The 20,832-nt window shown below is 69.8% G+C and carries 17 protein-coding genes and 1 pseudogene; 9 read left to right on the top strand and 9 right to left on the bottom strand.

Translation table 11 applies throughout. The features are described 5' to 3' along the window. Positions 1-113: 113 nt before the first annotated feature. The 3 genes from BEP68_RS12400 to BEP68_RS12390 all read right to left on the bottom strand — a co-directional run bounded on the left by BEP68_RS12400 (position 114) and on the right by BEP68_RS12390 (position 3,591). Positions 114-1,577, bottom strand: coding sequence for a GMC family oxidoreductase (locus BEP68_RS12400; protein ID WP_187250132.1), 1,464 nt, complete (start codon positions 1,575-1,577; stop codon positions 114-116). Continuing rightward, entirely contained in the window at positions 1,574-3,019 is a 1,446-nt protein-coding gene (locus tag BEP68_RS12395) for an aldehyde dehydrogenase family protein (protein ID WP_187250131.1), read from the bottom strand. Before BEP68_RS12395 ends, BEP68_RS12400 begins: the two co-directional genes overlap by 4 nt. A gap of 134 nt (positions 3,020-3,153) precedes the next feature. Then, positions 3,154-3,591 carry an Lrp/AsnC family transcriptional regulator gene (locus BEP68_RS12390; RefSeq protein WP_187250130.1) on the bottom strand — a complete coding sequence of 146 codons (438 nt, stop codon included), beginning with the start codon at positions 3,589-3,591 and terminating at the stop codon, positions 3,154-3,156. A 151-nt stretch (positions 3,592-3,742) separates the two neighbouring features. Here BEP68_RS12390 and pdhA point away from each other — a divergent pair, with 151 nt between their 5' ends. The 4 genes from pdhA to BEP68_RS12370 all read left to right on the top strand — a co-directional run bounded on the left by pdhA (position 3,743) and on the right by BEP68_RS12370 (position 8,734). Next, on the top strand, positions 3,743-4,843 hold the full coding sequence (gene pdhA, locus BEP68_RS12385) for a pyruvate dehydrogenase (acetyl-transferring) E1 component subunit alpha (RefSeq protein ID WP_187250129.1): 1,101 nt from the start codon (positions 3,743-3,745) through the stop codon (positions 4,841-4,843). Beyond that, positions 4,840-5,868, top strand: a complete 1,029-nt coding sequence (locus tag BEP68_RS12380; protein ID WP_187250128.1) for an alpha-ketoacid dehydrogenase subunit beta — start codon at positions 4,840-4,842, stop codon at positions 5,866-5,868. The genes pdhA and BEP68_RS12380 overlap by 4 nt, the downstream gene beginning before the upstream one ends. Then, positions 5,865-7,265, top strand: coding sequence for a dihydrolipoamide acetyltransferase family protein (locus BEP68_RS12375; RefSeq protein WP_222839356.1), 1,401 nt, complete (start codon positions 5,865-5,867; stop codon positions 7,263-7,265). The genes BEP68_RS12380 and BEP68_RS12375 overlap by 4 nt, the downstream gene beginning before the upstream one ends. 149 nt (positions 7,266-7,414) lie before the next feature. Then, on the top strand, positions 7,415-8,734 hold the full coding sequence (locus BEP68_RS12370; protein WP_056277770.1) for an MFS transporter: 1,320 nt from the start codon (positions 7,415-7,417) through the stop codon (positions 8,732-8,734). A gap of 53 nt (positions 8,735-8,787) precedes the next feature. On the opposite strand, the gene BEP68_RS12365 is transcribed toward BEP68_RS12370, so the two are convergent. From BEP68_RS12365 to dhaK, 5 genes and pseudogenes are all read right to left on the bottom strand, one after another. Further along, positions 8,788-10,077, bottom strand: a complete 1,290-nt coding sequence (locus BEP68_RS12365) for a hypothetical protein (protein WP_187250127.1) — start codon at positions 10,075-10,077, stop codon at positions 8,788-8,790. 145 nt (positions 10,078-10,222) lie between these two features. Then, a complete protein-coding gene (gene ptsP, locus BEP68_RS12360) occupies positions 10,223-11,866 on the bottom strand; it encodes a phosphoenolpyruvate--protein phosphotransferase (protein ID WP_410054840.1) in 1,644 nt (547 codons plus the stop codon). Between the two features lie 120 nt (positions 11,867-11,986). Further along, positions 11,987-12,688: pseudogene (locus tag BEP68_RS18440) on the bottom strand (HPr family phosphocarrier protein); the annotation flags it as partial. Continuing rightward, positions 12,688-13,329, bottom strand: a complete 642-nt coding sequence (dhaL, locus tag BEP68_RS12355) for a dihydroxyacetone kinase subunit DhaL (protein ID WP_187250125.1) — start codon at positions 13,327-13,329, stop codon at positions 12,688-12,690. The gene dhaL and the pseudogene BEP68_RS18440, both read right to left, overlap by 1 nt. Beyond that, complete coding sequence (gene dhaK / locus BEP68_RS12350; RefSeq protein WP_056277499.1) at positions 13,329-14,321, bottom strand: dihydroxyacetone kinase subunit DhaK; 993 nt, start codon at positions 14,319-14,321, stop codon at positions 13,329-13,331. The genes dhaL and dhaK overlap by 1 nt, the downstream gene beginning before the upstream one ends. A gap of 158 nt (positions 14,322-14,479) precedes the next feature. On the opposite strand from dhaK, the gene BEP68_RS12345 reads away from it, so the two are divergent. Then, positions 14,480-15,247, top strand: a complete 768-nt coding sequence (locus BEP68_RS12345; protein WP_053099028.1) for an IclR family transcriptional regulator — start codon at positions 14,480-14,482, stop codon at positions 15,245-15,247. A gap of 6 nt (positions 15,248-15,253) precedes the next feature. Here BEP68_RS12345 and BEP68_RS12340 read toward each other — a convergent pair whose 3' ends face one another. Next, on the bottom strand, positions 15,254-15,865 hold the full coding sequence (locus BEP68_RS12340; protein ID WP_053095438.1) for a TetR/AcrR family transcriptional regulator: 612 nt from the start codon (positions 15,863-15,865) through the stop codon (positions 15,254-15,256). Positions 15,866-15,976: 111 nt separating this feature from the next. Between BEP68_RS12340 and BEP68_RS12335 the strand changes: the two genes are divergently transcribed. Genes BEP68_RS12335 through paaZ form a run of 4 tightly spaced genes read left to right on the top strand, consistent with a single transcriptional unit; the run spans position 15,977 to position 20,830 of the window. Continuing rightward, positions 15,977-17,164 carry a thiolase family protein gene (locus tag BEP68_RS12335; protein ID WP_187250124.1) on the top strand — a complete coding sequence of 396 codons (1,188 nt, stop codon included), beginning with the start codon at positions 15,977-15,979 and terminating at the stop codon, positions 17,162-17,164. Then, positions 17,161-17,889, top strand: a complete 729-nt coding sequence (locus BEP68_RS12330) for an enoyl-CoA hydratase/isomerase family protein (RefSeq protein WP_187250123.1) — start codon at positions 17,161-17,163, stop codon at positions 17,887-17,889. Before BEP68_RS12335 ends, BEP68_RS12330 begins: the two co-directional genes overlap by 4 nt. Further along, a complete protein-coding gene (locus tag BEP68_RS12325; protein WP_187250122.1) occupies positions 17,886-18,752 on the top strand; it encodes a 3-hydroxyacyl-CoA dehydrogenase family protein in 867 nt (288 codons plus the stop codon). Before BEP68_RS12330 ends, BEP68_RS12325 begins: the two co-directional genes overlap by 4 nt. Next, entirely contained in the window at positions 18,749-20,830 is a 2,082-nt protein-coding gene (gene paaZ / locus BEP68_RS12320; RefSeq protein ID WP_187250121.1) for a phenylacetic acid degradation bifunctional protein PaaZ, read from the top strand. The genes BEP68_RS12325 and paaZ overlap by 4 nt, the downstream gene beginning before the upstream one ends. Positions 20,831-20,832 lie beyond the last annotated feature (2 nt).

Genomic DNA, 20,832 nt, shown 5'->3' with positions numbered 1-20,832 from the left:
GCGTTGGTGACCCCGCATGCGGCACGAGATGCAGGTTCGACCTCGCACGCCGGGTGAGACGCGGATGCCCCCTTCCACCTACTCGGCAGGAGGGGGCATCGCGAGCGTCGACGTCAGCGTCCGAGCAGGAACCTCGCCCCCAGCTCGCCGATCATCGCGGCGGGGGCGTTGGTGTTGCCCGTCGGAACGGTGGGGATCACCGACGCGTCGATCACGCTCAGTCCCTCGAGACCGCGCACCCGCAGCAGCGGGTCGACCACCGCCTCGACATCCGATCCCATCCGGCAGGTGCCGACCTGGTGGTGGTAGGTGATGGCCGTGCGACGCACCCAGTCGTCGATCCCGTCGTCCGACACGTCGGGGCCGGGGTACGCCTCGGTCGCTCCCCATTCCTCGGCGAGCGCCGGCTGCGCGCCGATCCGGCGGCACTGACGAACCGATGCCGCGAGCGCTGCCACGTCCCTGTCGTCTTCGAGCGCGGCGAGGTCGATCAGAGGCGGGTCCGCGAGATCCGGACCGGACAGGGTGAGCCCACCGCGGCTGTACGGCGTCACGAGACCGGCCATGAGGGTGAATCCGTCATCCCCTCGAGGTTCGAGCTCGCCCCACATCGGCACCGAGAAGTGGATGGGCTGAGTGTCGGGCTCGGCGAGGTCGTCGCGGCTGCGCCAGAACAGGTGCGACTGCGTGACCGAGACGCCCGGCTGCGGCGGTCCGACCGGCCTCTCGGTCGTGAAGATGACCGGTGAGAGCAGATGGTCGTGCAGGTTCTTGCCGACGCCCGGTGCATCCAGCACGACGGGGATGCCGAGCGCGGCGAGCTCGTCGGCGGGGCCGATGCCCGAGCGCAGGAGGATCACGGGTGATCCGATCGCACCGGCCGACAGCACGACCTCGTCGGCGAAGACCTCCTCGGAGTCGGCGCCCGAGCCGAGTCGGACTCCGACGGCGCGGCCCTCCTCGACGATCACCGAATGCACCTCGCGCTCGGTGAGGATCGTGAGCCTGTTGACCACCGGCTGCGCGTAGGCCATCCACGTGTTCACCCGCCGGCCGTCGCGGATCGTCACCTGCTGCTGCGAGACGCCGTCGAGGGTGCCGCCGTTGTAGTCCGGGTTGCGGGGCAGCCCCTCTTCGACGGCTGCGTCGATGATCGAGGCCTGGATCGGCGAGAGCTCGTAGTCGTCGGTGACGGGCAGCACATCATGCTCGAGCGCGGCGAAGACGGGTTCGACCGTGTTCCAGCCCCACCCCGTCGCGCCCGCGCGTTCCCAGGCGTCGTAGTCGGAGGCGGCGCCGCGCACCCAGATCATGGCGTTGAGCGCATGCGAGCCTCCGGTGACCTTCCCGCGCGGCAGGTGCAGTCGGCGTCCGCCGGCGTGCTTCTGCGGAACGGTGAAGAAGTCCCAGTCGTCGGCGGAGTGCCACAGCTCCCCCGCCCTCGACGGGTCGTGGATCGCCGGATTCGAGTCGTATCCTCCGGCTTCGATCAGCGTCACCTCGACGCCGGCGTCCACCAGGCGTCGCGCGACGATCGCGCCCGAGGTCCCGGCCCCGACGACGATCGCGGTTCTCATGCCTGCGCCTTGCGGCCCGGCCCCGACACGACCTGCGTCACGGCAACGGACTTGAGCCCCTCGACACCGAACTCCAGGCCGTAGCCCGAGCTCTTCACGCCGCCGAACGGCACCATCGGGTGCAACCCGCCGTGCGAGTTGATCCACACCGTGCCGGACTCCATGCGCGTCGCGGCCTCGCGGGCGGCGTCCGGATCGCTCGACCACACCGATGCGCCGAGACCGACGTCGACCGAGTTGGCGAACGCGAACGCCTCGTCGACGTCGCTGTACCGGATCACCGGCAGCGCCGGGCCGAACTGCTCCTCCTGCACGAGGGCCGCGTCGTTGTCGATGTCGGCGACGATCGTGGGGCGATAGAAGAGCTCGCCGAGCTCAGGAGCCGCCTCGCCGCCCGTGACGACACGGGCGCCGCGTCCCTTCGCCTCGTCGACCAGGCGCGACACGATGTCGAACTGGGCGCGATTCTGCAGCGGACCCAGCACGTTGTCCTCGTCGAGCCCGTTGCCCATCGGGACGGATGCCGCGATCTCGGCGAGCGCGGTGACGACCTCGTCGTAGACGGAGTCGTGCACGTAGAGGCGCTTCATCGCGGCGCAGGTCTGACCGGTGTTGATGAAGGCGCCCCAGAAGAGGTCCTGCGCGATCGCCGACACATCGGTGCCCGGCAGCACGATGCCGGCGTCGTTCCCGCCGAGCTCGAGGGTGAGGCGGGCGAGGTTGCCTGCCGAGCTCTCGATGATGCGTCGCCCGGTGGCGGTGGATCCGGTGAACATGATCTTGTCGATGTCGGGGTGCGAGGCGAGGCGCGCACCCACCTCGCGATCGCCGGAGACACCGATCAGAACGTCGGCGGGCAGCACGTCGTTCATCACCGCCAGCATCGCGAGGACGCTCAGGGGCGTGTACTCGCTCGGCTTCGCGACGACGGTGTTGCCCATCCGCAGCGACGGACCGATCTGCCAGATAGTGATCATGAGCGGCCAGTTCCACGGACCGATCGCGCCGACCACTCCGGCGGCCTTGTAGACGAGCTCGGCGTGCAGGGTCTCGTCGTCGACGAGCACCTGCGACTCGAGCGGGATCGACGCATTGGTGCGCAGCCAGGCCGAGCACGCACCCAGTTCGAAGCGCGCGTTGGGGCCGTTCAACGGCTTGCCCTGCTCGCGCGAGAGCAGGTGCGCGAGCGCCTCGGCGTTCGCGTCGATCGCATCGGCCGCAGCGAACAGCAGCTCGCTGCGCTTCGCGTGGCCGAGGGACTCCCAGCCGGGCTGAGCGGCTCGCGCTCGCGCGATCGCATCGTCGAGGTCGCTGACCGAGTGCTCGGGCGCACGACCCATGACCTCACGTGTGGCGGCATCCGGGATGTCTCGCCCCGCGCCCTCCGGCGCCTGGATGCGGTCGAGCAGCGCGGCGGCTGCGGATGCGGCGGATTCGGACATCGGGACTCTCCTTCGAGCGGGACGCATGCCAAGGGTCTGGCGGGTCGTCTCATTGTCGAACGCGATGCGGCAGCCCACTTGTCGCGGAGCGCGCCGCAGATGTCCGAGTGCGAAGGGATGACCTCCGCACCCGCTCAGATCAGGGTGAAGTCCTCGAAGATGAGGGTCGTGCGTGTGGAGCGGATCGAGGGGATCGCCTGGATGTCCTCCAAGACGATGCGGCGGAGGTCGCGCGCGTCGCTCGCCCGCACGAGCAGGATGACGTCGAAGTCACCGCCGACGAGCGCCATGTGCTCGATCTCGGGAATCATCCGCAGCCTGGCGCTGACCTCCTGCCAGGTGGCCTGCTCGATGGCGAGTGTCACGTAGGCGCTCGCATGGTGGCCGAGCAGCACGGGGTCGGTGCGCACCGAGTAGCCGGTGATGATGCCCGCATCGGTCAGCCGCTTGATCCGTGCGTGAGCGCCCGCTCTCGAGATGTGCACGGCCTCGGCGATGGCGGTCATCGACGCCCGGGCGTCGATGCGCAGCTGCTCGAGAATCGCGTGATCGGTGTCGTCCAGCGTGATCATGGAACCCCTTCGTCCTCTGCCTGAATTCTGACATTTCGTCATGGAGGTGAGCAAGTAGATCGCATTCGTCCACGATGCGCCGAATGTTCTTGGACGTCTGTCGCGAGGAGAGCATGCTGGCGTCATCGAGTTCGGCAAGGAGGGCGAACGGATGGAACACGCACACCTGCTCCCGCGCGACACGGCGGTGCAGCTCATCGACGCAGAGGGCCGTGTCGTCGACGACCCGCACTTCCCGCTGCCGGATACGGACACCCTGCTCGCCGCCTATCGCGGTCTCGTCGAGGGGCGCCGCATCAACGATCAGGCCAGCGCTCTCGTCCGCCAGGGCCGCCTCGCCGTCTACCCGTCGTCGCACGGTCAGGAGGCGTGCCAGATCGGAGCGGCCCTCGCCCTCGACGCCGGCGACTGGCTCTTCCCCACGTATCGGGACTCGGTCGCGGTCATCGCCCGGGGTGTCGCACCGGCCGAGGCGATGGTGCTGCTGAAGGGCGACTGGCATTCGGGCTACGACGTGCGAGCGCACCACGTCGCGCCTCAGGCCACTCCGCTCGCCACACAGCTGCTGCACGCGGTCGGCTTCGCGTATGCCGCGAAGAAGCGCGGAGAGCAGATGGCCGTCCTGGCACTGTGCGGCGACGGTGCGACCAGTGAGGGCGACTTCCACGAGGCGCTGAACTTCGCCGCCGTCTTCCGTGTGCCGGTCGTCTTCCTCGTGCAGAACAACGAGTTCGCGATCTCGGTGCCGCTCAGCCGCCAGACCGCCGCGCCGTCGCTGGCCCACAAGGCGATCGGATACGGGATGCCGGGGCAGCGCGTCGACGGCAACGACGTCGCCGCCGTGCTGGCCGTTCTCGGCGAGGCCATCGCACATGCCCGCTCGGGCGGCGGGCCGACGCTCATCGAGGCGCACACCTATCGGATGCAGGCGCACACGAACGCCGACGACGACACGCGCTATCGCGAGCGCGCCGAGGTCCAGGCGTGGGTCGAGCGCGACCCGCTGACGCGACTGCGAGCACACCTGACGAGCGCCGGCGTCCTCACGGCCGACCGTGAAGCCGAGTACGCGGCGGAGGCCGAGAAGACCGCCGCGGCGATGCGAGAGGCGCTCAACGTCGATGCCGAGATCGATCCCGAGGATCTGTTCCACTTCGTCACAGAGACCCGCTCTCCGCAGCGCGAGGAGCAGTGGCAGATGCTGAGGGACGAGATCGCACGCAACCACGCAGCAGCCGGAGGTGCACGATGACCATCGCCCACGACGACATCCGGGTCGACACCGGCGCACTGTCCGTGTCGACCATGAGCATGGCCGCCGCGCTGAACCTCGCCCTCGCGGATGCGATCGAGAGCGATCCCGAGGTCGTCGTCTTCGGCGAGGACGTCGGAGCGCTCGGCGGCGTGTTCCGCATCACCGACGGACTCACGGCGCGGTTCGGCGAGGACCGCTGCTTCGACACCCCGCTCGCCGAATCCGGCATCGTCGGCACAGCCGTCGGCATGGCCATGAACGGCATGCGTCCCGTCGTCGAGCTGCAGTTCGACGCCTTCGCACTGCCGGCATTCGAGCAGATAGTCAGTCACGTCGCGAAGCTCGGCAACCGGACGCGCGGTGCGGTGCGGATGCCGCTCGTGATCCGCATCCCGTTCGGCGGCGGCATCGGCGGGGTCGAGCACCACTGCGACTCCTCCGAGGCGTACTACGCGCACACCCCGGGCCTCACCGTCGTGAGCCCGTCGACTCCCCAGGATGCCTATTCGCTGCTCCGGGCGGCGATCGCCTCGCCCGACCCGGTGATCTTCCTCGAGCCGAAGAAGCTGTATTGGACGAAGGGCGAGGTCGACACCTCCGTGACGGCGGACATCGGCTCCGCCCGCATCGCCCGCGAGGGCACTGACGTCACCCTGCTCGCCTACGGCGCCTCGGTGCCGCTCGCGCTCGAGGCCGCCGATGTCGCGGCATCCGAGGGGCGCAGCGTGCAGGTCGTCGACATCCGTTCGCTGTCGCCGTTCGACGACGCCACGGTCACCGCCGCCGTGCGCGCGACCGGACGAGCGGTCGTGATCGCCGAGGCTCCCGGATTCGCCAGCGTGGCCTCCGAGATCCAGGCGCGCGTCTTCGAGCGCTGCTTCGAGTACCTCGAGGCTCCGGTGCGCCGCGTCACCGGATTCGACACCCCCTACGCCCCGCCCAAGCTCGAGCACTGGTACCTGCCCGACGTCGACCGCGTGCTGGACGCCATCGACTCGCTGCACTGGGAGGACGAGTCATGACGGCGCTGACCACCCACGTCTTCCGGCTGCCGGACCTCGGCGAGGGACTCACCGAGGCCGGACTCGTGCAGTGGCTCGTCTGCGTCGGCGACACGATCGTCACCGACCAGGCGATCGCCGAGGTCGAGACGGCGAAGAGCGTGGTCGAGCTGCCCTCGCCCTTCGCCGGCGTCGTCACCGCACTGCACGGAGAACCGGGCGAGACCATCGACGTCGGAGCGCCGGTGCTCGAGGTCGCCGACGGCGCCTCTTCTTCTGCGGATCCTTCCTCGGCGGACGCTCCGGACACGGATGCGGGAGGAGATCTCCGTGCGGATGCCGGCGATCCGGAGCAGGAGGCGTACCGCGAAGAGGAGCGCGCAGGGTCCGGCAACGTCCTGATCGGCTATGGGACCTCGGAGCGCGGCGCGACCGGCCGACGGCGCCCGAAGGCGACGGCGGCATCCGAGATGCCACGCGAGAAGCCGGACGCGAATGCTTCGGAACGGCGGCCCGTGGCCGTCCGCTCTCCCCTGGTGCGACGACTCGCCCGCGACCTCGGACTCGACGTCCACGCCATCACCCCAACCGGCCATGACGGCGCCGTCACGCGCGCCGACGTGCTGGCGGCCGCTGTCGACGACGCCGTCGACGGGGCAGCGGCGCAGCATCGCCGCGATGATCACCAACCGCAGCCCGCGAACGCCGAACGTCTCGACGGCCTCGCCGTCGTCTCCCGTGAGCGGATGTCCCCGCTGCGCAAGGCGGTCAGCGCACGACTGACCCGCAGCCGCTCCGAGATCCCCGAGGCCACGGTCTGGGTCGACGTCGATGCCACCGAGCTCTGGAATCTGCGCTCCGAGATGGTACCGGCCGGCGGCAGGGCACCGTCGATCACTGCCCTCGTGGCACGCTTCGTCGTGCTCGCGCTCGCGGAGCATCCGGTGCTCGCCTCCCGCCTGAGCGACGACGGATCGGAGATCATCTCCTTCGACGGCCTCAACCTCGGCGTCGCCGCCGACACCGAGCGCGGCCTCCTGGTGCCCGTCATCCCGCGGGCGCACGAGCTCACCGTCGAACAGCTCGATGTCGCGCTGCGCGAGCTGTCGGCGACGGCGCGTTCGGGGGCGATGCCTCCGGAGCGGCTGCGGGGGTCGACGTTCACCCTCAACAACTACGGCGGGCTCGGGGTCGACGGCTCGGCCGCGATCATCAACCACCCCGACGTCGCGATCCTCGGCATCGGTCGCATCATCGAGCGCCCGTGGGTGATCGACGGTCAGATCGTCGCCCGCCGCGTCGCTCAACTGTCATTGGTGTTCGATCACCGCGTGTGCGACGGCGGGTATGCGGCGAGCTTCCTCCGCCGCGTCACGGAGCTCATCGAGCACCCGCTGCGCGCGTTCGGCAAGGTCTGAGGGCGTCTGAGTCGCGCGGTCGCAGGTGTGGGGCTTGGGTCGCCCGGCCACCGTGCGCTACTCTCGTCAATTACTGACCGATCATTCGGTAAGTAGCTCGGGGTGACGCAGCGTCGCTCCTCCGCACCCGCAGAACAATGGAGTTCTTCATGACGTCAGCAGTATCCGCGCGCACCTCGACGGCGCGAATGCCCGCCGAGGAGCGGCGAGTCCTCGCCAGCACCCTGGTCGGCACCTCGATCGAGTGGTACGACTTCTTCATCTACGCGCAAGCAGCAGGCCTCGTGCTCGCGCCGCTCTTCCTCGCCCCGATCGCTGAGGAGAACAAGGGATTCGCGCAGATCCTCTCCTTCGCCACGATCGGGATCTCCTTCCTCTTCCGCCCCTTGGGAGCCATCGTCGCCGGGCACCTGGGCGACAAGCTGGGCCGCAAGAAGATGCTCGTCTTCACGCTCGTGATGATGGGACTCTCCACCTCGCTGATCGGCGTGCTGCCGACCTACGCCGCGATCGGGGTGGCCGCTCCGATCCTTCTCATCGTGCTCCGCATCCTGCAGGGGTTCTCGGCGGGCGGCGAGTGGGGCGGCGCGGCACTGATGGCCGTCGAGCACGCCCCCACGGCCCGCCGGGGGCTCTTCGGCGCCTTCCCGCAGATCGGCGTCCCGATCGGCATGATCCTCGCCACAGCCACGCTCTGGGTGCTGACGAGCTCGATGTCCCCCGAGGCTTTCCTCGAGTGGGGCTGGCGGATCCCGTTCCTGATGTCGATCGTGCTGATCGCCGTCGGCTACGTGATCAGGCGCGCCGTCGACGAGAGCCCCGTCTTCGAGGATCTCCGTCGTCGTCGTCAGGAGGCCTCTGCGCCGCTGGGTCGCCTGTTCCGCAAGAACACCAAGCAGGTCGTGCTCACTGCCCTGATCTTCATCGGCAACAACGCCGCCGGGTACCTGCTCATCGCGTTCTTCGCGACCTACGCCGTCACCGCCCTCGGCATGGAGCGTCCTCCCGTGCTGCTGGCGACGACGCTCGCGTCGTTCGGCTGGCTCATCTTCACGCTCTGGGGCGGCCACCTCTCCGATCGTCTCGGACGCGTCCGCACCTTCCAGATCGGGTACATCGCGCTCGCGCTGTGGGCGGTGCCGATGTGGTTCCTGATCGACACGGCGAACATCTTCTGGTACTTCGTGGCGCTGTTCGTGATGACGTTCGCGCTCGGGCTCTCGTACGGCCCGCAGGCGGCTCTCTATGCCGAGATGTTCCCGGCCAACGTCCGCTACTCGGGCGTCTCGATCGGATACGCGCTGGGTGCCATCCTCGGCGGGGCGTTCGCACCGATGATCGCGGAGGCTCTGATGAACCAGTTCCAGGCGGCCTGGACGATCGGCGTCTACATCGCCATCACGGCGGTGATCTCTCTCATCGCCGTGTCGATGGTGAAGGAGACCAAGGGCGTGGATCTGCACGCCTGATCATCGTCTTCCCGGCATGCTGCGGGCCGGTCGGTCATCCGACCGGCCCGTCGTCAGCCGAAGACCAGCGGCGTGCGTGCCGTCGCGTCCTCGACCGTGATGCCGACGATCGTCGCCCCCTCCTCGAGCACCCCGCGATCGGCGTGGAAACGAAAGACCTGCCCGTCGCGCGTCGTGACGGCGTAGAAGTGATCGCTCGACGACACGACCTCGACCACGGTGCCTCCGGGGTAAGCAGCCATCGCATCCGCGACGGGGGCGCCGAGGCGGATATCACCTCGCGACGGCAGCGCGGCTCCGTCACCGACGGTGTCGCCGAGGCTGCGGTCGCTCCCGACGGTGATCGACCCGACGGCATCGCCGGCCTCGACGGGGCGCACCAGGATCGTCCCCGCCTCCGCGGGGGCGATGAGGGTCCACGGGCCGCCGTCGTACTCGGGTTCGACGACCTGCGCGTCCTCGCCGGCGGCGGCGACCGCGGACTCGACCGAGTCGCCGAGTCGGAGCGGACCCACGCCGCCGACTCCGACCTGCCAGTCACTCCACGCGGTTCCGGGATCGCCGGACGGGTCTGTCTCGGCGACGGGCGGGTTCTCGGTGAGCTCCTCGACCATCCCGGACCGGGCCTCCTCGGCGCGTTCTCGAAGCAGCAGCGCCGCCGCCTCGGCGTCGAAGTCGCGATCGCCGCTGAAAGGCTGCCACAGCTGCACGATCACGTTCCCGGTCGAGGCGAACGCGCTGAACGACCGCCAGTCCAGCGCCGCATCGATCAGCGAGCCCGCGAAGGCCCGGGTGTTCTCGGACGCTTCGGGGATCACGGCATCGAAGGAGACGGTTCCCTCTTTGACGAACTCGGCGCACTGCTCGGCTGCCTGGAGCAGCTGATCCATGCGGCCCTCGGCGTGAGCCTCGTCGGCGAACTGCATGATCGTCATCCGGCCGAAGCCGTTCGTGGGATCCGTCGGCACCTGCCACTCGATCGTCCTCGCCCCGACGCTGCCGAGTGACTGCTCGGCATAGAGAGCGTCGCAGATCGGCGGATCCGCAGGGAGGCTTCCGCCATCCGATATCTGTTCGAGGACCGGCGACGGATCGCCGACGTCGGTGGCGTCCGGAACGATCCCCACGATCTCCTCGGGGGCGAGCGCGAATGCGTCGAGCTCGTCGCCGACGAACACGATCGGTCCGGCATACGGCTCGGGCGCGGCGGTCGTCCGGGACGGCGATGGCGACGGAGGCGACGACGTCTGAGGACTCGGGGCGCAGGCACTCACGGCGGCCACGGCGCCGATCCCGATCAAGGCGAGCGTCACTCGCGCTCGACCCGTGATGAAGACAGCCATTGAATCCTCCGACCTCGTCATTCGCCGATGCAGACGTCCCCTCCTCGGAGCCTAGGCGCGCTGGGACGACCTCGACCAGGAGCCCGTGCATGTCGAGATCAGAATGATGCCGGACAGCGCATATGTCGTTGACGCGACGACCGCGTCACTCTCCGTTGAGTACGGCGGCTGCGGCGGCGCGGGCATCGACAGCCGTCGCTGCTCTCAGGACCGCTTGCGCAGCGGCATCGCACTGTTCGCCCGTGACGCCCGCGAGCGCCGCCGCGACTCGACCCAGCGCACGGGGTGTCATCGACAGCGACGTGACGCCGAGCCCCACGAGCACGGCGGCCAGAGCGGGATCGGCAGCGGCCTCGCCGCATACCCCCACCGGCAGGCCCCACCGGCGTCCGGCCGCACCCGTCTGCCCGATCAGTCGCAGCACGGCCGGCTGCCACGGATCGTTCAGATCGCCCAGCTCTCCGAGCAGTCGATCAGCCGCGAGCGCGTACTGGGCGAGGTCGTTGGTCCCGATGCTCACGAAGTCGACGACCTCGAGCATCTCCGACGCGAGGAGCGCGGCGGAGGGCGTCTCGATCATCACCCCCACGGTCTCCAGTCCGGCTTCTCGCGCACGCTCCGCGAAGTCGCGTGCCTCATCGACCGTGGCCACCATCGGAGCCATCACCTCGACGAGTGCCGACTCCGCCCCCGCGGCGAGCGCCAGTGCCCTGAGCTGATCGTCCAGCAGCTTCGGAGCCCGTCGCGCGATCCGGAGTCCCCGCACGCCGAGAGCGGGATTGTCCTCCGCGTCGGAGTTCGCGAAAGGCAGCGGTTTGTCACTGCCGGCATCGAGCGTGCGCACCACGACCCTCTGCCCCGGAAACGCGGCAAGGACACCTCGGTAGGCGTCGACCTGCTCCTCGATCGTCGGTGCGTCGGCGCGGTCGAGGAAGCAGAACTCGGTGCGGAAGAGACCGACGCCCTGGGCCTTCGAGGCAGCGGCCACGACGGCCTCGGCCGCTCCCCCGACATTGGCGAGGAGCGGGATGCGCCGTCCGTCGGCGAGCACCCCCTCGCCGTCGAACGGCACCACGAGCGACGCGGCCTTCGCCTCGGTGACTCGAGAGCTGCTCGGGTCGATCTCGACCGTGCCCCGATCGCCGTCGACGAGCACGACCGCACCGCGCGGGATCCCGGTCGCGCCGATGACTCCGACCACTGCGGGGATTCCGAGCGACCGGGCGATGATCGCCGTATGCGAGGTGGGGCCGCCCTGCTCCGTCACGAGCGCGACGCAGTTGCCGCCTTCCAAGGCTGCCGTGTCCGCGGGGGCGAGATCCGACGCGACCAGCGCGAAAGGCTCCTCACGCTCGGGAACGCCCGGCATCTCGACCTCGAGGATCTCCGCGATCATCCGATCACGGACGTCGCGGATGTCGGCCGCTCGCTCGGCCATCCGCCCACCGAGAGCCGCGAGTCCTTTCTCGTGCGCCGCCGATGTCTCCCAGATCGCCCGCGCGGCCGTTCGACCCCGCGACCGCACGAGGTCCGCCGCCTCGGCCACCAGTTCGGGGTCGGAGGCCAGCAGACGCGACGCGTCGAGGATCGCCCGAGCCTCGCCGGTCGCCGCCCTCGTGCGCGCCCGCAGCTGGTCTGCCACCGCCACTGCGGCCCACTCGATCGCAGATGCCTCGGCCTCCCGATCACCGGGCGCGACGACGGTGCTCTCGTCTGGCTCGCGCACGGGCGCGGCGAGGAGCACGGCCTCGGCGGCGACCCTGCCCGAGCTCACGCCGCGACCACGCAGCACGTCGCCTACCCGGACGGGAGGGGAATCGGGGGCCGCCTCTGCAGCGTGCGCCCCGACCGACCCCGAGGCGACGGCGTCGACGTCCGTGCCTTCACCGAATCCGTCGTCGAACAGTGCCACCAGTCGGTCGAGCGCCCCCTCGGCGTCGCGCCCGAGTGCCGACAGCTCGATCCGGTCGCCCTGCCTGGCACCGAGGATCAGCAGGCGTGACAGGCTCGCACCCGACGCCTCAGCCCCGTCGGGCAGTCGACGCAGTCGCACATCGATGCCCGCAGATGCCTCGGCGATCAGAGCCGCCGGTCGCGCGTGGATACCGAGCGCATTGCGCACGACCACCGTCCGCGTCACGGCACCCGACCGGTCGGTCGATGCGGACTCGATCGGAGCGGCTTCCGTCGACGGGTCCTCGAGCTGGCTGCTCTTGGCGGCGAGCGCGATCGACGCCTCCCCCGCGACGACGTCCAGCGATGCGCCGGCAGCGGCCGACACGACGGCCGCCAGCAGCCCTTCCACGAACGGCGCGGGGGCGAGGCGCACCGGCACATCGCTCGTCCGCAGCTCCAGCGCGAGCTCGGCGCTCAGCACTGCGGAGCCGAGATCCATCAGCACGAGGACACCGTCGCAGTCGGCGGCCAGCTCGTCGATCGCCGCGGCGACAGCGACGGCATCCGTGCCGAGGACGGGTGCGCCGTCGGCATCCGTTCCGGCGCCTGCGGCGACTCTCACTCGCGCTCCCCCGCCCTGCACCATCTGCAGGGCGAGCTCCAGCGCCGCCTCCCCGAGTCGAGCACTGTGGGAGACGGCGACGATGCCGATCATCAGGAGGATTCCGCGGTCGCCTGGGCGAGGGACTCGAACAGCAGTGTCGTCGACGCCGCACCGGGGTCGAGATGGCCGGCGCTGCGTTCCCCGAGATAGCTCGCACGTCCCTTCCGGGCGACGAGCGATTCGGTGGCATCCCGACCGGACGCGGCAGCCTCTGCGGCCGCCGCCGTCGCGGCAGACAGGTCTCCCCCTCCGGAGATCGCGGCGTCGAAGGCGTCCACCGCGGGCGCCATGGCGTCGAACATGGTCTTGTCGCCGGCCTCGGCCTTGCCGCGAGCGACGATGCCATCGAGTCCGGCACGCAGCGAGCCGCCGAGTCCGGCGCCATCGAGCTCGGTCACGGGCCCTGCAGCCATCCCCATCCGCAGGAACAGCGTGCCGTAGAGCGGCCCGCTGGCGCCTCCGACCGAGCTCACGAGAGTCATGCCGACGGTCTTGAGCAGCTCGTCGACCGTGTCGGGCACACCCGAGTCGAGCTTCGCCACGACCGCATCCATGCCACGGGCCATGTTCGCGCCGTGGTCGGCGTCTCCGATCGCCGAGTCCAGCTCGGTGAGCCATTCGCGCTTCTCGGCGATGACGTCGCGGAACCGCCGGATCCAGTCGGCCAGGGCCGCGGTGTCGATCGCCGCCATCATGCCCCCCACCGCAGTCCGGGGGTGTTGACGGGTGCGTCCCACAGCCTGAGCAGCTCGTCGTCGGCCTTCAGCACCGTGAGCGAGCAGCCGGCCATGTCGAGCGAGGTGATGTAGTCGCCGACCAGGTTGCGGGCGATCTGCACTCCCGCCTGCTCGAGCAGCGCGGCCACCTCGCCGTACATCAGATACAGCTCGATCAACGGGGATCCGCCCATGCCGTTGAGCATCACGATGGCGGGACCTGAGACGTCGAGATCGGCGAGGATCGGCTCCACGAGTTGCCGGGCGATCTCGGATGCCGGCGCCAGTGGCTCCCGGTGCCGACCGGGCTCGCCATGGATGCCGATGCCGATCTCCATCTGGTCCTCGGGCAGATCGAACGTCGGCTTGCCCGCTGCGGGAACCGTGCAGCTGGTGAGCGCCATGCCCATCGACCGCCCCTGTCCGTTGATGCGCTTCGCGAGGGCGACGACGGCATCGAGATCCTGCCCCTCCTCAGCCGCGGCGCCGACCAGCTTTTCGAGCAGCACCGTGAGTCCGACGCCACGACGCCCTGCCGTGTAGAGCGAGTCCTGCACGGCGACATCGTCATCGACGATCACGGTGCCGACCTCGATGCCCTCCATCGAGGCGAGCTCCGCCGCCATCTCGAAGTTGAGCACGTCTCCCGTGTAGTTCTTCACGATGTGCAGCACACCGGCCCCGCGATCGACGGCCTTCGTGGCGGCCTGCACTCGATCGGGGGTGGGCGAGGTGAAGACCTCGCCGGCGACGGCGGCGTCGAGCATGCCGAGGCCCACGTATCCCCCATGCAGCGGTTCGTGGCCGGACCCTCCACCCGAGACGATCGCGACCTTCCCCTCCGCCTTCGGCGTCGAGCGGGTGATCACGTGCGTCTCGAGGTCGACCGAGAGCTCCGGATGCGCGAGCGCGACGCCGCGCAGCGACTCGACCAGCACATCGGCGGGGTTGTTGATGAGCTTCTTCATCGTTCGATCTCCTTTGATCTCTACGGCGGCGCTCTTTCGCAATATTGGAAAGTTATTCGTCAATGTCGAATATGCTCGGGCGCAGTCGAGTTGTCAAGATCGACCTGACGACCGATGCGACCGCCCGGCTCGACGACGATCCGGAGAGAGGAGCCGCGATGATCCAAGCCATCGATCGCGCAGCGAAAGTGCTCGAGCTGCTGCAGGGTGCGCGCCATCTCGGCATCACCGATCTCGCGCTCGCCCTGAGCCTTCCCCCGTCGACCGTGCACGGGATCGTCAAGTCCCTGCGCGAGCACGGACTCGTCGCGAAGGAGCGCGGCGGGCAGCGCTACATGCTCGGTCCCACCCTGCTGCGGCTGAGCAACGTCTACCTCGACACCCTCGACGTCCGGGCCAGAGCCATGCGGTGGACGCAGGAGCTCGCACGCCGCACGAACCTGCCGGTGCGCCTCGGGGCGCCGCACTTCCACGAGGTGCTCGTGATCCACCACGACCTGCGTCCGGACGACAGCCAGCAGATGCTCGAGACCGGCGTGGCGATCCCCGCGCATGCCTCCGCGATGGGAAAGGTCCTGCTGGCGCACGACCTCGGCTTCCAGCGCACCGTCTTCGAGCGGCCGCTGCACAGCCTCACCGGGGACACGATCACCGACGTCGCCCGACTGCTGCTCGACCTGCCGGCCATCGCCGAGCGGGGCAGCGCCTCGGAGACCGATGAGGCCGTGCTCGGAGAGTCGTCCGTCGCCGCGCCGGTCGCCGACGCGTCGAACGACATCGTCGCCGCGGTCGCCGTCGTGATGCCCACATCGCAGGCGCCCGCCTCGGACGCGGTGCTCAACGCGCTGCGCGAGACGGCGCGCAACATCTCCCGCGAGCTCGGAGCGACCAGCTGGCCTCCCCGCGTGGCGCCGGCCGACGACTGAGCCCGCTCAGCGGGACTGCAGCCCGTCGAGGCTCACCCGCAGGATGTCCTCCCCCAGCTCGTCGGGATCGACGGGACCCCCGGGTCGATACCACTCGACGACCGAGTTGATCATTCCGAAGATGAGCCTGGTGGCGACCGCCGCATCGACGTCGTCACGGATCAGCCCCTCGGTCTGCGCTTCCGACACGATCGCGGTCACGCGCTGGTCGAACGCACGTCTGCGCACCAGCGCGGAGGTCTCGACATCGCCGTTCCCCCGCACGCGCAGCAGCAGCGTCACCGAGGGGAGCTTCTCGGTGAGCACCCGCACCGCGCCGCGGATGATCGCCCGCAGCCGGTCGGAGGCCAGCGAGTGCTGCGCGGTCGCATCATCGACGACGGCCTCGAGCGCATCGAGCGCATCGTTCAGCGCGAGCTCGAGGATCGCCGACTTCGATTCGAAGTGATGGTAGAGCGCCGACTTCGTCAGCCCCAGCGTCGCGCTGAGGTCGGCCACGCTCGTCGCGTCGTAGCCGTGCTCGTTGAAGACCTTGACGGCGACCGCGAGCACCTGCTCGCGGTCATAACCTGGCCGGCCGCGCTTGGGGGCCGGCGCCTGGATTCCGGGCTCTGCCATGGGCCCAGTCTGTCAGTCCGGATGAGTTGCCATTCGCGGAAGGATCTGAGATCGTATTCCTGACCGATCGGTCTGAAATTATCGCCAGCGTGGGCGTTCGAGAGGATGACGATGTCCGAGGCCTATCTCGTCGACGGGGTCCGCACCCCCGTCGGTCGCTACGGAGGCGCACTCGCCAGCATCCGTCCGGACGATCTGGCGGCCCTCGTCGTCGCCGCCACAGTCTCGCGAGCCGCCATCCCCGCGGACGACATCGACGAGGTGATCCTCGGCGCCGCGAATCAGGCGGGCGAGGACAACCGCAACGTCGCACGGATGGCCGTGCTGCTCGCGGGCCTCCCCGATTCGATCCCCGGATTGACCGTCAACCGCCTCTGCGCCTCGGGGATGTCAGCCATCGCACTCGCCGCGAACGCCGTACGCGCAGGGGACGCCGACCTCATCGTCGCCGGTGGCGTCGAGTCCATGACACGCGCGCCCTGGGTGCAGGCGAAGCCCGAGCGGGCATGGGCCAAGCCCGGCGCGGCCTTCGACACATCGATCGGCTGGCGCTTCACGAACCCGCGGCTGAGCGCCCGCGACAAAGCCACGTTCTCGATGCCCGAGACCGCCGAAGAGGTCGCACGCATCGACGGGATCACCAGAGCGGATGCCGACGCCTTCGCGCTTCTGAGCCATCAGCGCGCCATCTCGGCGATCGACGGGGGACGCCTCGCCCCGGAGATCGTGGGCGTCGAGACGGGCCGCGGACTCGTCGACACCGACGAAGGCCCGCGCAGGGACAGCACGCTCGACGCGCTGGCCGCACTCCGTCCGGTCGTCGCAGGCGGCCAGGTCGTCACGGCGGGCAACTCCAGTTCCTTGAACGACGGAGCCTCGGCGATCATCGTGGCGAGCGCCGAAGCGGTCGAGCGACATGGCCTTCGTCCGCGCGCACGGATCGTCGCCTCGGCGACCGCCGCGCTCGCTCCCGAGATCATGGGCCTGGGTCCCGTGCCGGCAACACAGAAGGCACTCGCGAAGGCGGGCCTGCAGGTCGGCGACCTCGGTGCCGTCGAGCTCAACGAGGCCTTCGCCTCGCAGTCCCTCGCCTGCATCCGCCGCCTCGGACTCGACCCGTCGATCGTCAACGCCGACGGCGGAGCCATCGCGCTCGGCCATCCCCTCGGCTCCAGCGGATCCCGCCTCATCGTCACCCTGCTCGGCCGACTCGAGCGCGAGAACGCGCGCTTCGGTCTGGCCACGATGTGCGTCGGCGTGGGTCAGGGCACCGCGATGATCGTGGAGCGTCTGACATGACTCTGCGCATCGAGGAGCATCGAGACCGGGTGATCGCCACGCTCGACCGGCCCGAGAAGCGCAACGCCATCGACCAGGCGACGATCGACGCACTGCACGACCTCTGCGCGCTGCTCGAGCGGACGCCGCGCACGCTGATCATCACCGGCACCGACGGCGTCTTCGCGGCGGGCGCCGACATCGCCCAGCTGCGCGATCGCACCGCCGACGACGCCCGGCGCGCCATCAATGCGACCGCATTCATCCGCGTCCACGATCTCCCGATGCCGGTGATCGCCGCACTCGACGGATACGCGCTCGGGGGCGGAGCCGAACTCGCCTACGCCGCCGACATCCGCATCGCGACGCCGTCCCTCCGCATCGGCAACCCCGAGACCGGGCTCGGCATCATCGCCGCAGCCGGCGCGACCTGGCGCCTGCCCGAGATCGTCGGAGACGCGAGGGCGAGCGAGCTGCTCCTCACCGGCCGAGCTCTGGATGCCGAAGAGGCGCTGAGGTGGGGACTCGTGTCGTCGCTCCATCCGGCCGACGAGCTGCTCGCGGCCGCACACCGGATCGTCGATCGCATCGCGGCGAACGATCCCCTCGCGACGCAGCACACCAAACGCGCTCTGCGCACTCCGCGAGCAGGCCACCCGGCGATCGAGGTCGAACTGCAGGCCGAGCTGTTCGAGTCGCCCGAGAAGATCCGCCGCATGACCGACTTCCTGGAGAAGAGACGATGAGCGACATCGGCAGCGCCCCGAATCGGGTCGGCGTGCTCGGAGGCGGCCGCATGGGAGCCGGCATCGCACATGCGTTCCTGCTCGCCGGATCTCACGTCAGCGTGATCGAGCGCGATGCGGCGAGCGCCGATGCGGCGCTGACCCGCATCGGCGGCAGCATCCGCAGATCCGTCGACCGCGACCCCTCTCTCGACGAGGCCGAGTTGACCGCGCGCATCACGACCGGCGTCGACCCCGGAGCCTTCGCCGCGGTCGACCTCGCGATCGAGGCGGTTCCCGAAGACCGGGCCCTCAAGGAGGACGCGCTGTCGCGGGCCGAAGCCGTGCTGCCCCCGTCGGCGGTTCTGGCGAGCAACACCTCGTCGATCTCGATCGACGATCTCGCTGCGGGTCGCAGGCATCCGGAGCGATTCCTCGGCCTGCACTTCTTCAATCCGGTGCCCGCATCGGCCCTGGTCGAGGTCGTGCGCGGCGCAGCGACCGACCGGGCGGTCGTCGAGAGCGCCACCGCCTGGGTGGCCGCCCTCGGCAAGACGCCGATCGTCGTCAGCGACTCCCCGGGCTTCGCGTCGTCGCGGCTGGGCGTGATGCTGGGCCTCGAGGCGATCCGGATGTTCGAGGAGGGCGTCGCCTCGGCCGCCGACATCGATGCCGCGATGACGCTGGGGTATCGGCATCCGATGGGTCCGCTGCGCACCACCGACATCGTCGGGCTCGATGTGCGCCTCGGCATCGCCGAAGAGCTGGAGCGCACGCTCGGCGAGCGATTCGCTGCACCGGAACTGCTGCGCCGCATGGTCGCCGAGGGAAAGCTGGGCCGCAAGAGCGGCGAAGGGTTCTACGCATGGAACGAGGAGAGATGACCGAGTATCTGCCGAGCTACGTCCAGGGCGAGTGGTGGACGCCGAAGTCGCCCACGCGATCCTCAGAGGTCCGCGATGCGTCCACCGGCGACGTCGTCGCCGTCGTGTCGACCGCGGGCCTCGACCTGGCCGGGGCACTGGAGTACGCCCGCTCCGTCGGGCAGAAGAGCCTCGGTGCGCTCACGTTCCACCAGCGGGCCGTGCTGCTGAAGCAGTTCGCCCTCGCTCTCACCGAGCGCAAGGACGAGCTGTATGCGCTGTCCGCCCGTACCGGCGCCACGAAGGCCGACTCGTGGGTCGACATCGACGGCGGCATCGGCGTGCTCTTCTCGTACTCGGGCAAGGGTCGCCGCGAGCTGCCGAACAGCCGCGTGCATGTCGACGGCCCCGTGGAGCCGCTGTCGAAGGACGGATCGTTCCTGGGTCGTCATGTCTACACGACGCTCCCCGGGGTCGCTGTGCAGATCAACGCGTTCAACTTCCCGGTGTGGGGTTCGCTCGAGAAGTTCGCACCCGCGTTCCTCGCCGGCATGCCGACGCTCGTGAAGCCCGCGACGCCCACGGGCTACGTCGCCGAGGCGATGGTGCGCATCCTCGTCGAATCGGGACTGCTGCCCGACGGATCGCTGCAGCTCGTCAGCGGCAGCGTGCCTGACCTGTTCGAGAACCTGCGGCTCGGCGACATCGTCGGGTTCACCGGCAGCGCGTCGACAGCGGAGAGCCTCAAAGCCCACGCCGCAGTGCAGACCGGCGGTGTGCGGTTCACCGCCGAGACCGACTCGATCAACGCCTCGGTGCTCGGCACCGACGCGATCGAGGGCACCCCGGAGTTCGACGCGTACGTGCGCCAGCTCGTCACCGAGATGACGAGCAAGGCCGGCCAGAAGTGCACGGCCATCCGGCGTGCGATCGTGCCGGCGGGCTCGGCCGACGCGATCATCGGCGCCGTGCAGGCGCGCCTCGCCGAGAAGACCGTGCTGGGCGACCCCCGCGCCGAGGGCGTCACCATGGGTCCCCTGGCCTCGACGGGGCAGCGCGATGAGGTGCTGCGCCAGGTGGATCGCCTGCAGGCGGCGGGCGGGCAGGTCGTCGTCGGGACGACGGATGCTCCCGAGGTCCGCCGCGCAGACGGCAGCACCGGCACCGCACCCGACGGAGCCTTCGTGTCGCCGCTGCTGCTGCGCTTCGAGGACTCGCAGTCCGACGCGGCGCACTCGATCGAGGCCTTCGGCCCCGTGTCGTCGCTGCTCACGTACGACACCATCGCCGAGGCCGCAGCGCTCGTCGCCCGAGGTGGCGGCTCGCTGGTCACCAGCATCGCCACGCATGACCCGGCGCAGGCCGTGGAGCTCGCCACGCGCATCGCACCGTTCAACGGCCGGATGCTGCTGCTCGACCGCGACGATGCACGATCGTCGACCGGGCACGGATCGCCCCTGCCCAACCTCGTGCACGGCGGCCCCGGTCGAGCCGGCGGCGGCGAGGAGCTCGGCGGCATCCGTGCGGTGCTGCATCACATGCAGCGCACGGCGGTGCAGGGTTCACCCGAGATGCTGACTGCCTTGACGGGTGTCTGGCACGCGGGGGCCGCCGCGCGCAGCGACGGTCGGCATCCGTTCCGCAAGTCGCTCGCGGAACTCCGCATCGGCGACCAGATCGCCTCCGGCTCGCGCGAGGTGACCCTCGCCGACATCGAGACGTTCGCGCACTTCACGGGCGACACGTTCTACGCCCACATGGACGAGGCATCCGCCGCCGCGAACCCGTTCTTCCCCGGACGGGTCGCGCACGGCTACCTGCTCGTCTCGTGGGCCGCCGGTCTCTTCGTCGATCCGGAGCCCGGACCCGTGCTCGCGAACTACGGTCTGGAGAACCTGCGATTCATCACGCCGGTCTCCCCCGGCGACACGATCCGCGTCGAGCTGACCGCGAAGCAGATCACGCCGCGTGAGACGGACGAGTACGGAGAGGTGCGCTGGGACGCGGTGATCCGCAATCAGAGCGACGAGCTCGTCGCCACCTACGACGTGCTCACGCTGGTGAACAAGCAGCCGACACCCGAGGTCGTCGCCGCATGAGA

Origin of the sequence: Microbacterium sp. 4-7, from assembly GCF_014332665.1 — a bacterium.
Classification (GTDB): Bacteria; Actinomycetota; Actinomycetes; order Actinomycetales; family Microbacteriaceae; genus Microbacterium.
Note: the sequence above shows the minus strand (reverse complement) of the source record. Positions and strands in the feature narration are given on the sequence as shown.

Excerpts from the sequence above, each read along its gene's own strand:
- dhaL (WP_187250125.1), bottom strand. The coding sequence starts at position 13,329 with ATGGCGGCGATCGACACCGCGGCCCTGGCCGACTGGATCCGGCGGTTC.
- BEP68_RS12370 (WP_056277770.1), top strand. The coding sequence starts at position 7,415 with ATGACGTCAGCAGTATCCGCGCGCACCTCGACGGCGCGAATGCCCGCC.
- BEP68_RS12395 (WP_187250131.1), bottom strand. The coding sequence starts at position 3,019 with ATGTCCGAATCCGCCGCATCCGCAGCCGCCGCGCTGCTCGACCGCATC.
- BEP68_RS12365 (WP_187250127.1), bottom strand. The coding sequence starts at position 10,077 with ATGGCTGTCTTCATCACGGGTCGAGCGCGAGTGACGCTCGCCTTGATC.
- BEP68_RS12340 (WP_053095438.1), bottom strand. The coding sequence starts at position 15,865 with ATGGCAGAGCCCGGAATCCAGGCGCCGGCCCCCAAGCGCGGCCGGCCA.
- BEP68_RS12375 (WP_222839356.1), top strand. The coding sequence starts at position 5,865 with ATGACGGCGCTGACCACCCACGTCTTCCGGCTGCCGGACCTCGGCGAG.
- BEP68_RS12345 (WP_053099028.1), top strand. The coding sequence starts at position 14,480 with ATGATCCAAGCCATCGATCGCGCAGCGAAAGTGCTCGAGCTGCTGCAG.
- BEP68_RS12330 (WP_187250123.1), top strand. The coding sequence starts at position 17,161 with ATGACTCTGCGCATCGAGGAGCATCGAGACCGGGTGATCGCCACGCTC.
- BEP68_RS12335 (WP_187250124.1), top strand. The coding sequence starts at position 15,977 with ATGTCCGAGGCCTATCTCGTCGACGGGGTCCGCACCCCCGTCGGTCGC.
- pdhA (WP_187250129.1), top strand. The coding sequence starts at position 3,743 with ATGGAACACGCACACCTGCTCCCGCGCGACACGGCGGTGCAGCTCATC.
- BEP68_RS12325 (WP_187250122.1), top strand. The coding sequence starts at position 17,886 with ATGAGCGACATCGGCAGCGCCCCGAATCGGGTCGGCGTGCTCGGAGGC.
- BEP68_RS12380 (WP_187250128.1), top strand. The coding sequence starts at position 4,840 with ATGACCATCGCCCACGACGACATCCGGGTCGACACCGGCGCACTGTCC.
- BEP68_RS12390 (WP_187250130.1), bottom strand. The coding sequence starts at position 3,591 with ATGATCACGCTGGACGACACCGATCACGCGATTCTCGAGCAGCTGCGC.
- BEP68_RS12400 (WP_187250132.1), bottom strand. The coding sequence starts at position 1,577 with ATGAGAACCGCGATCGTCGTCGGGGCCGGGACCTCGGGCGCGATCGTC.
- dhaK (WP_056277499.1), bottom strand. The coding sequence starts at position 14,321 with ATGAAGAAGCTCATCAACAACCCCGCCGATGTGCTGGTCGAGTCGCTG.
- paaZ (WP_187250121.1), top strand. The coding sequence starts at position 18,749 with ATGACCGAGTATCTGCCGAGCTACGTCCAGGGCGAGTGGTGGACGCCG.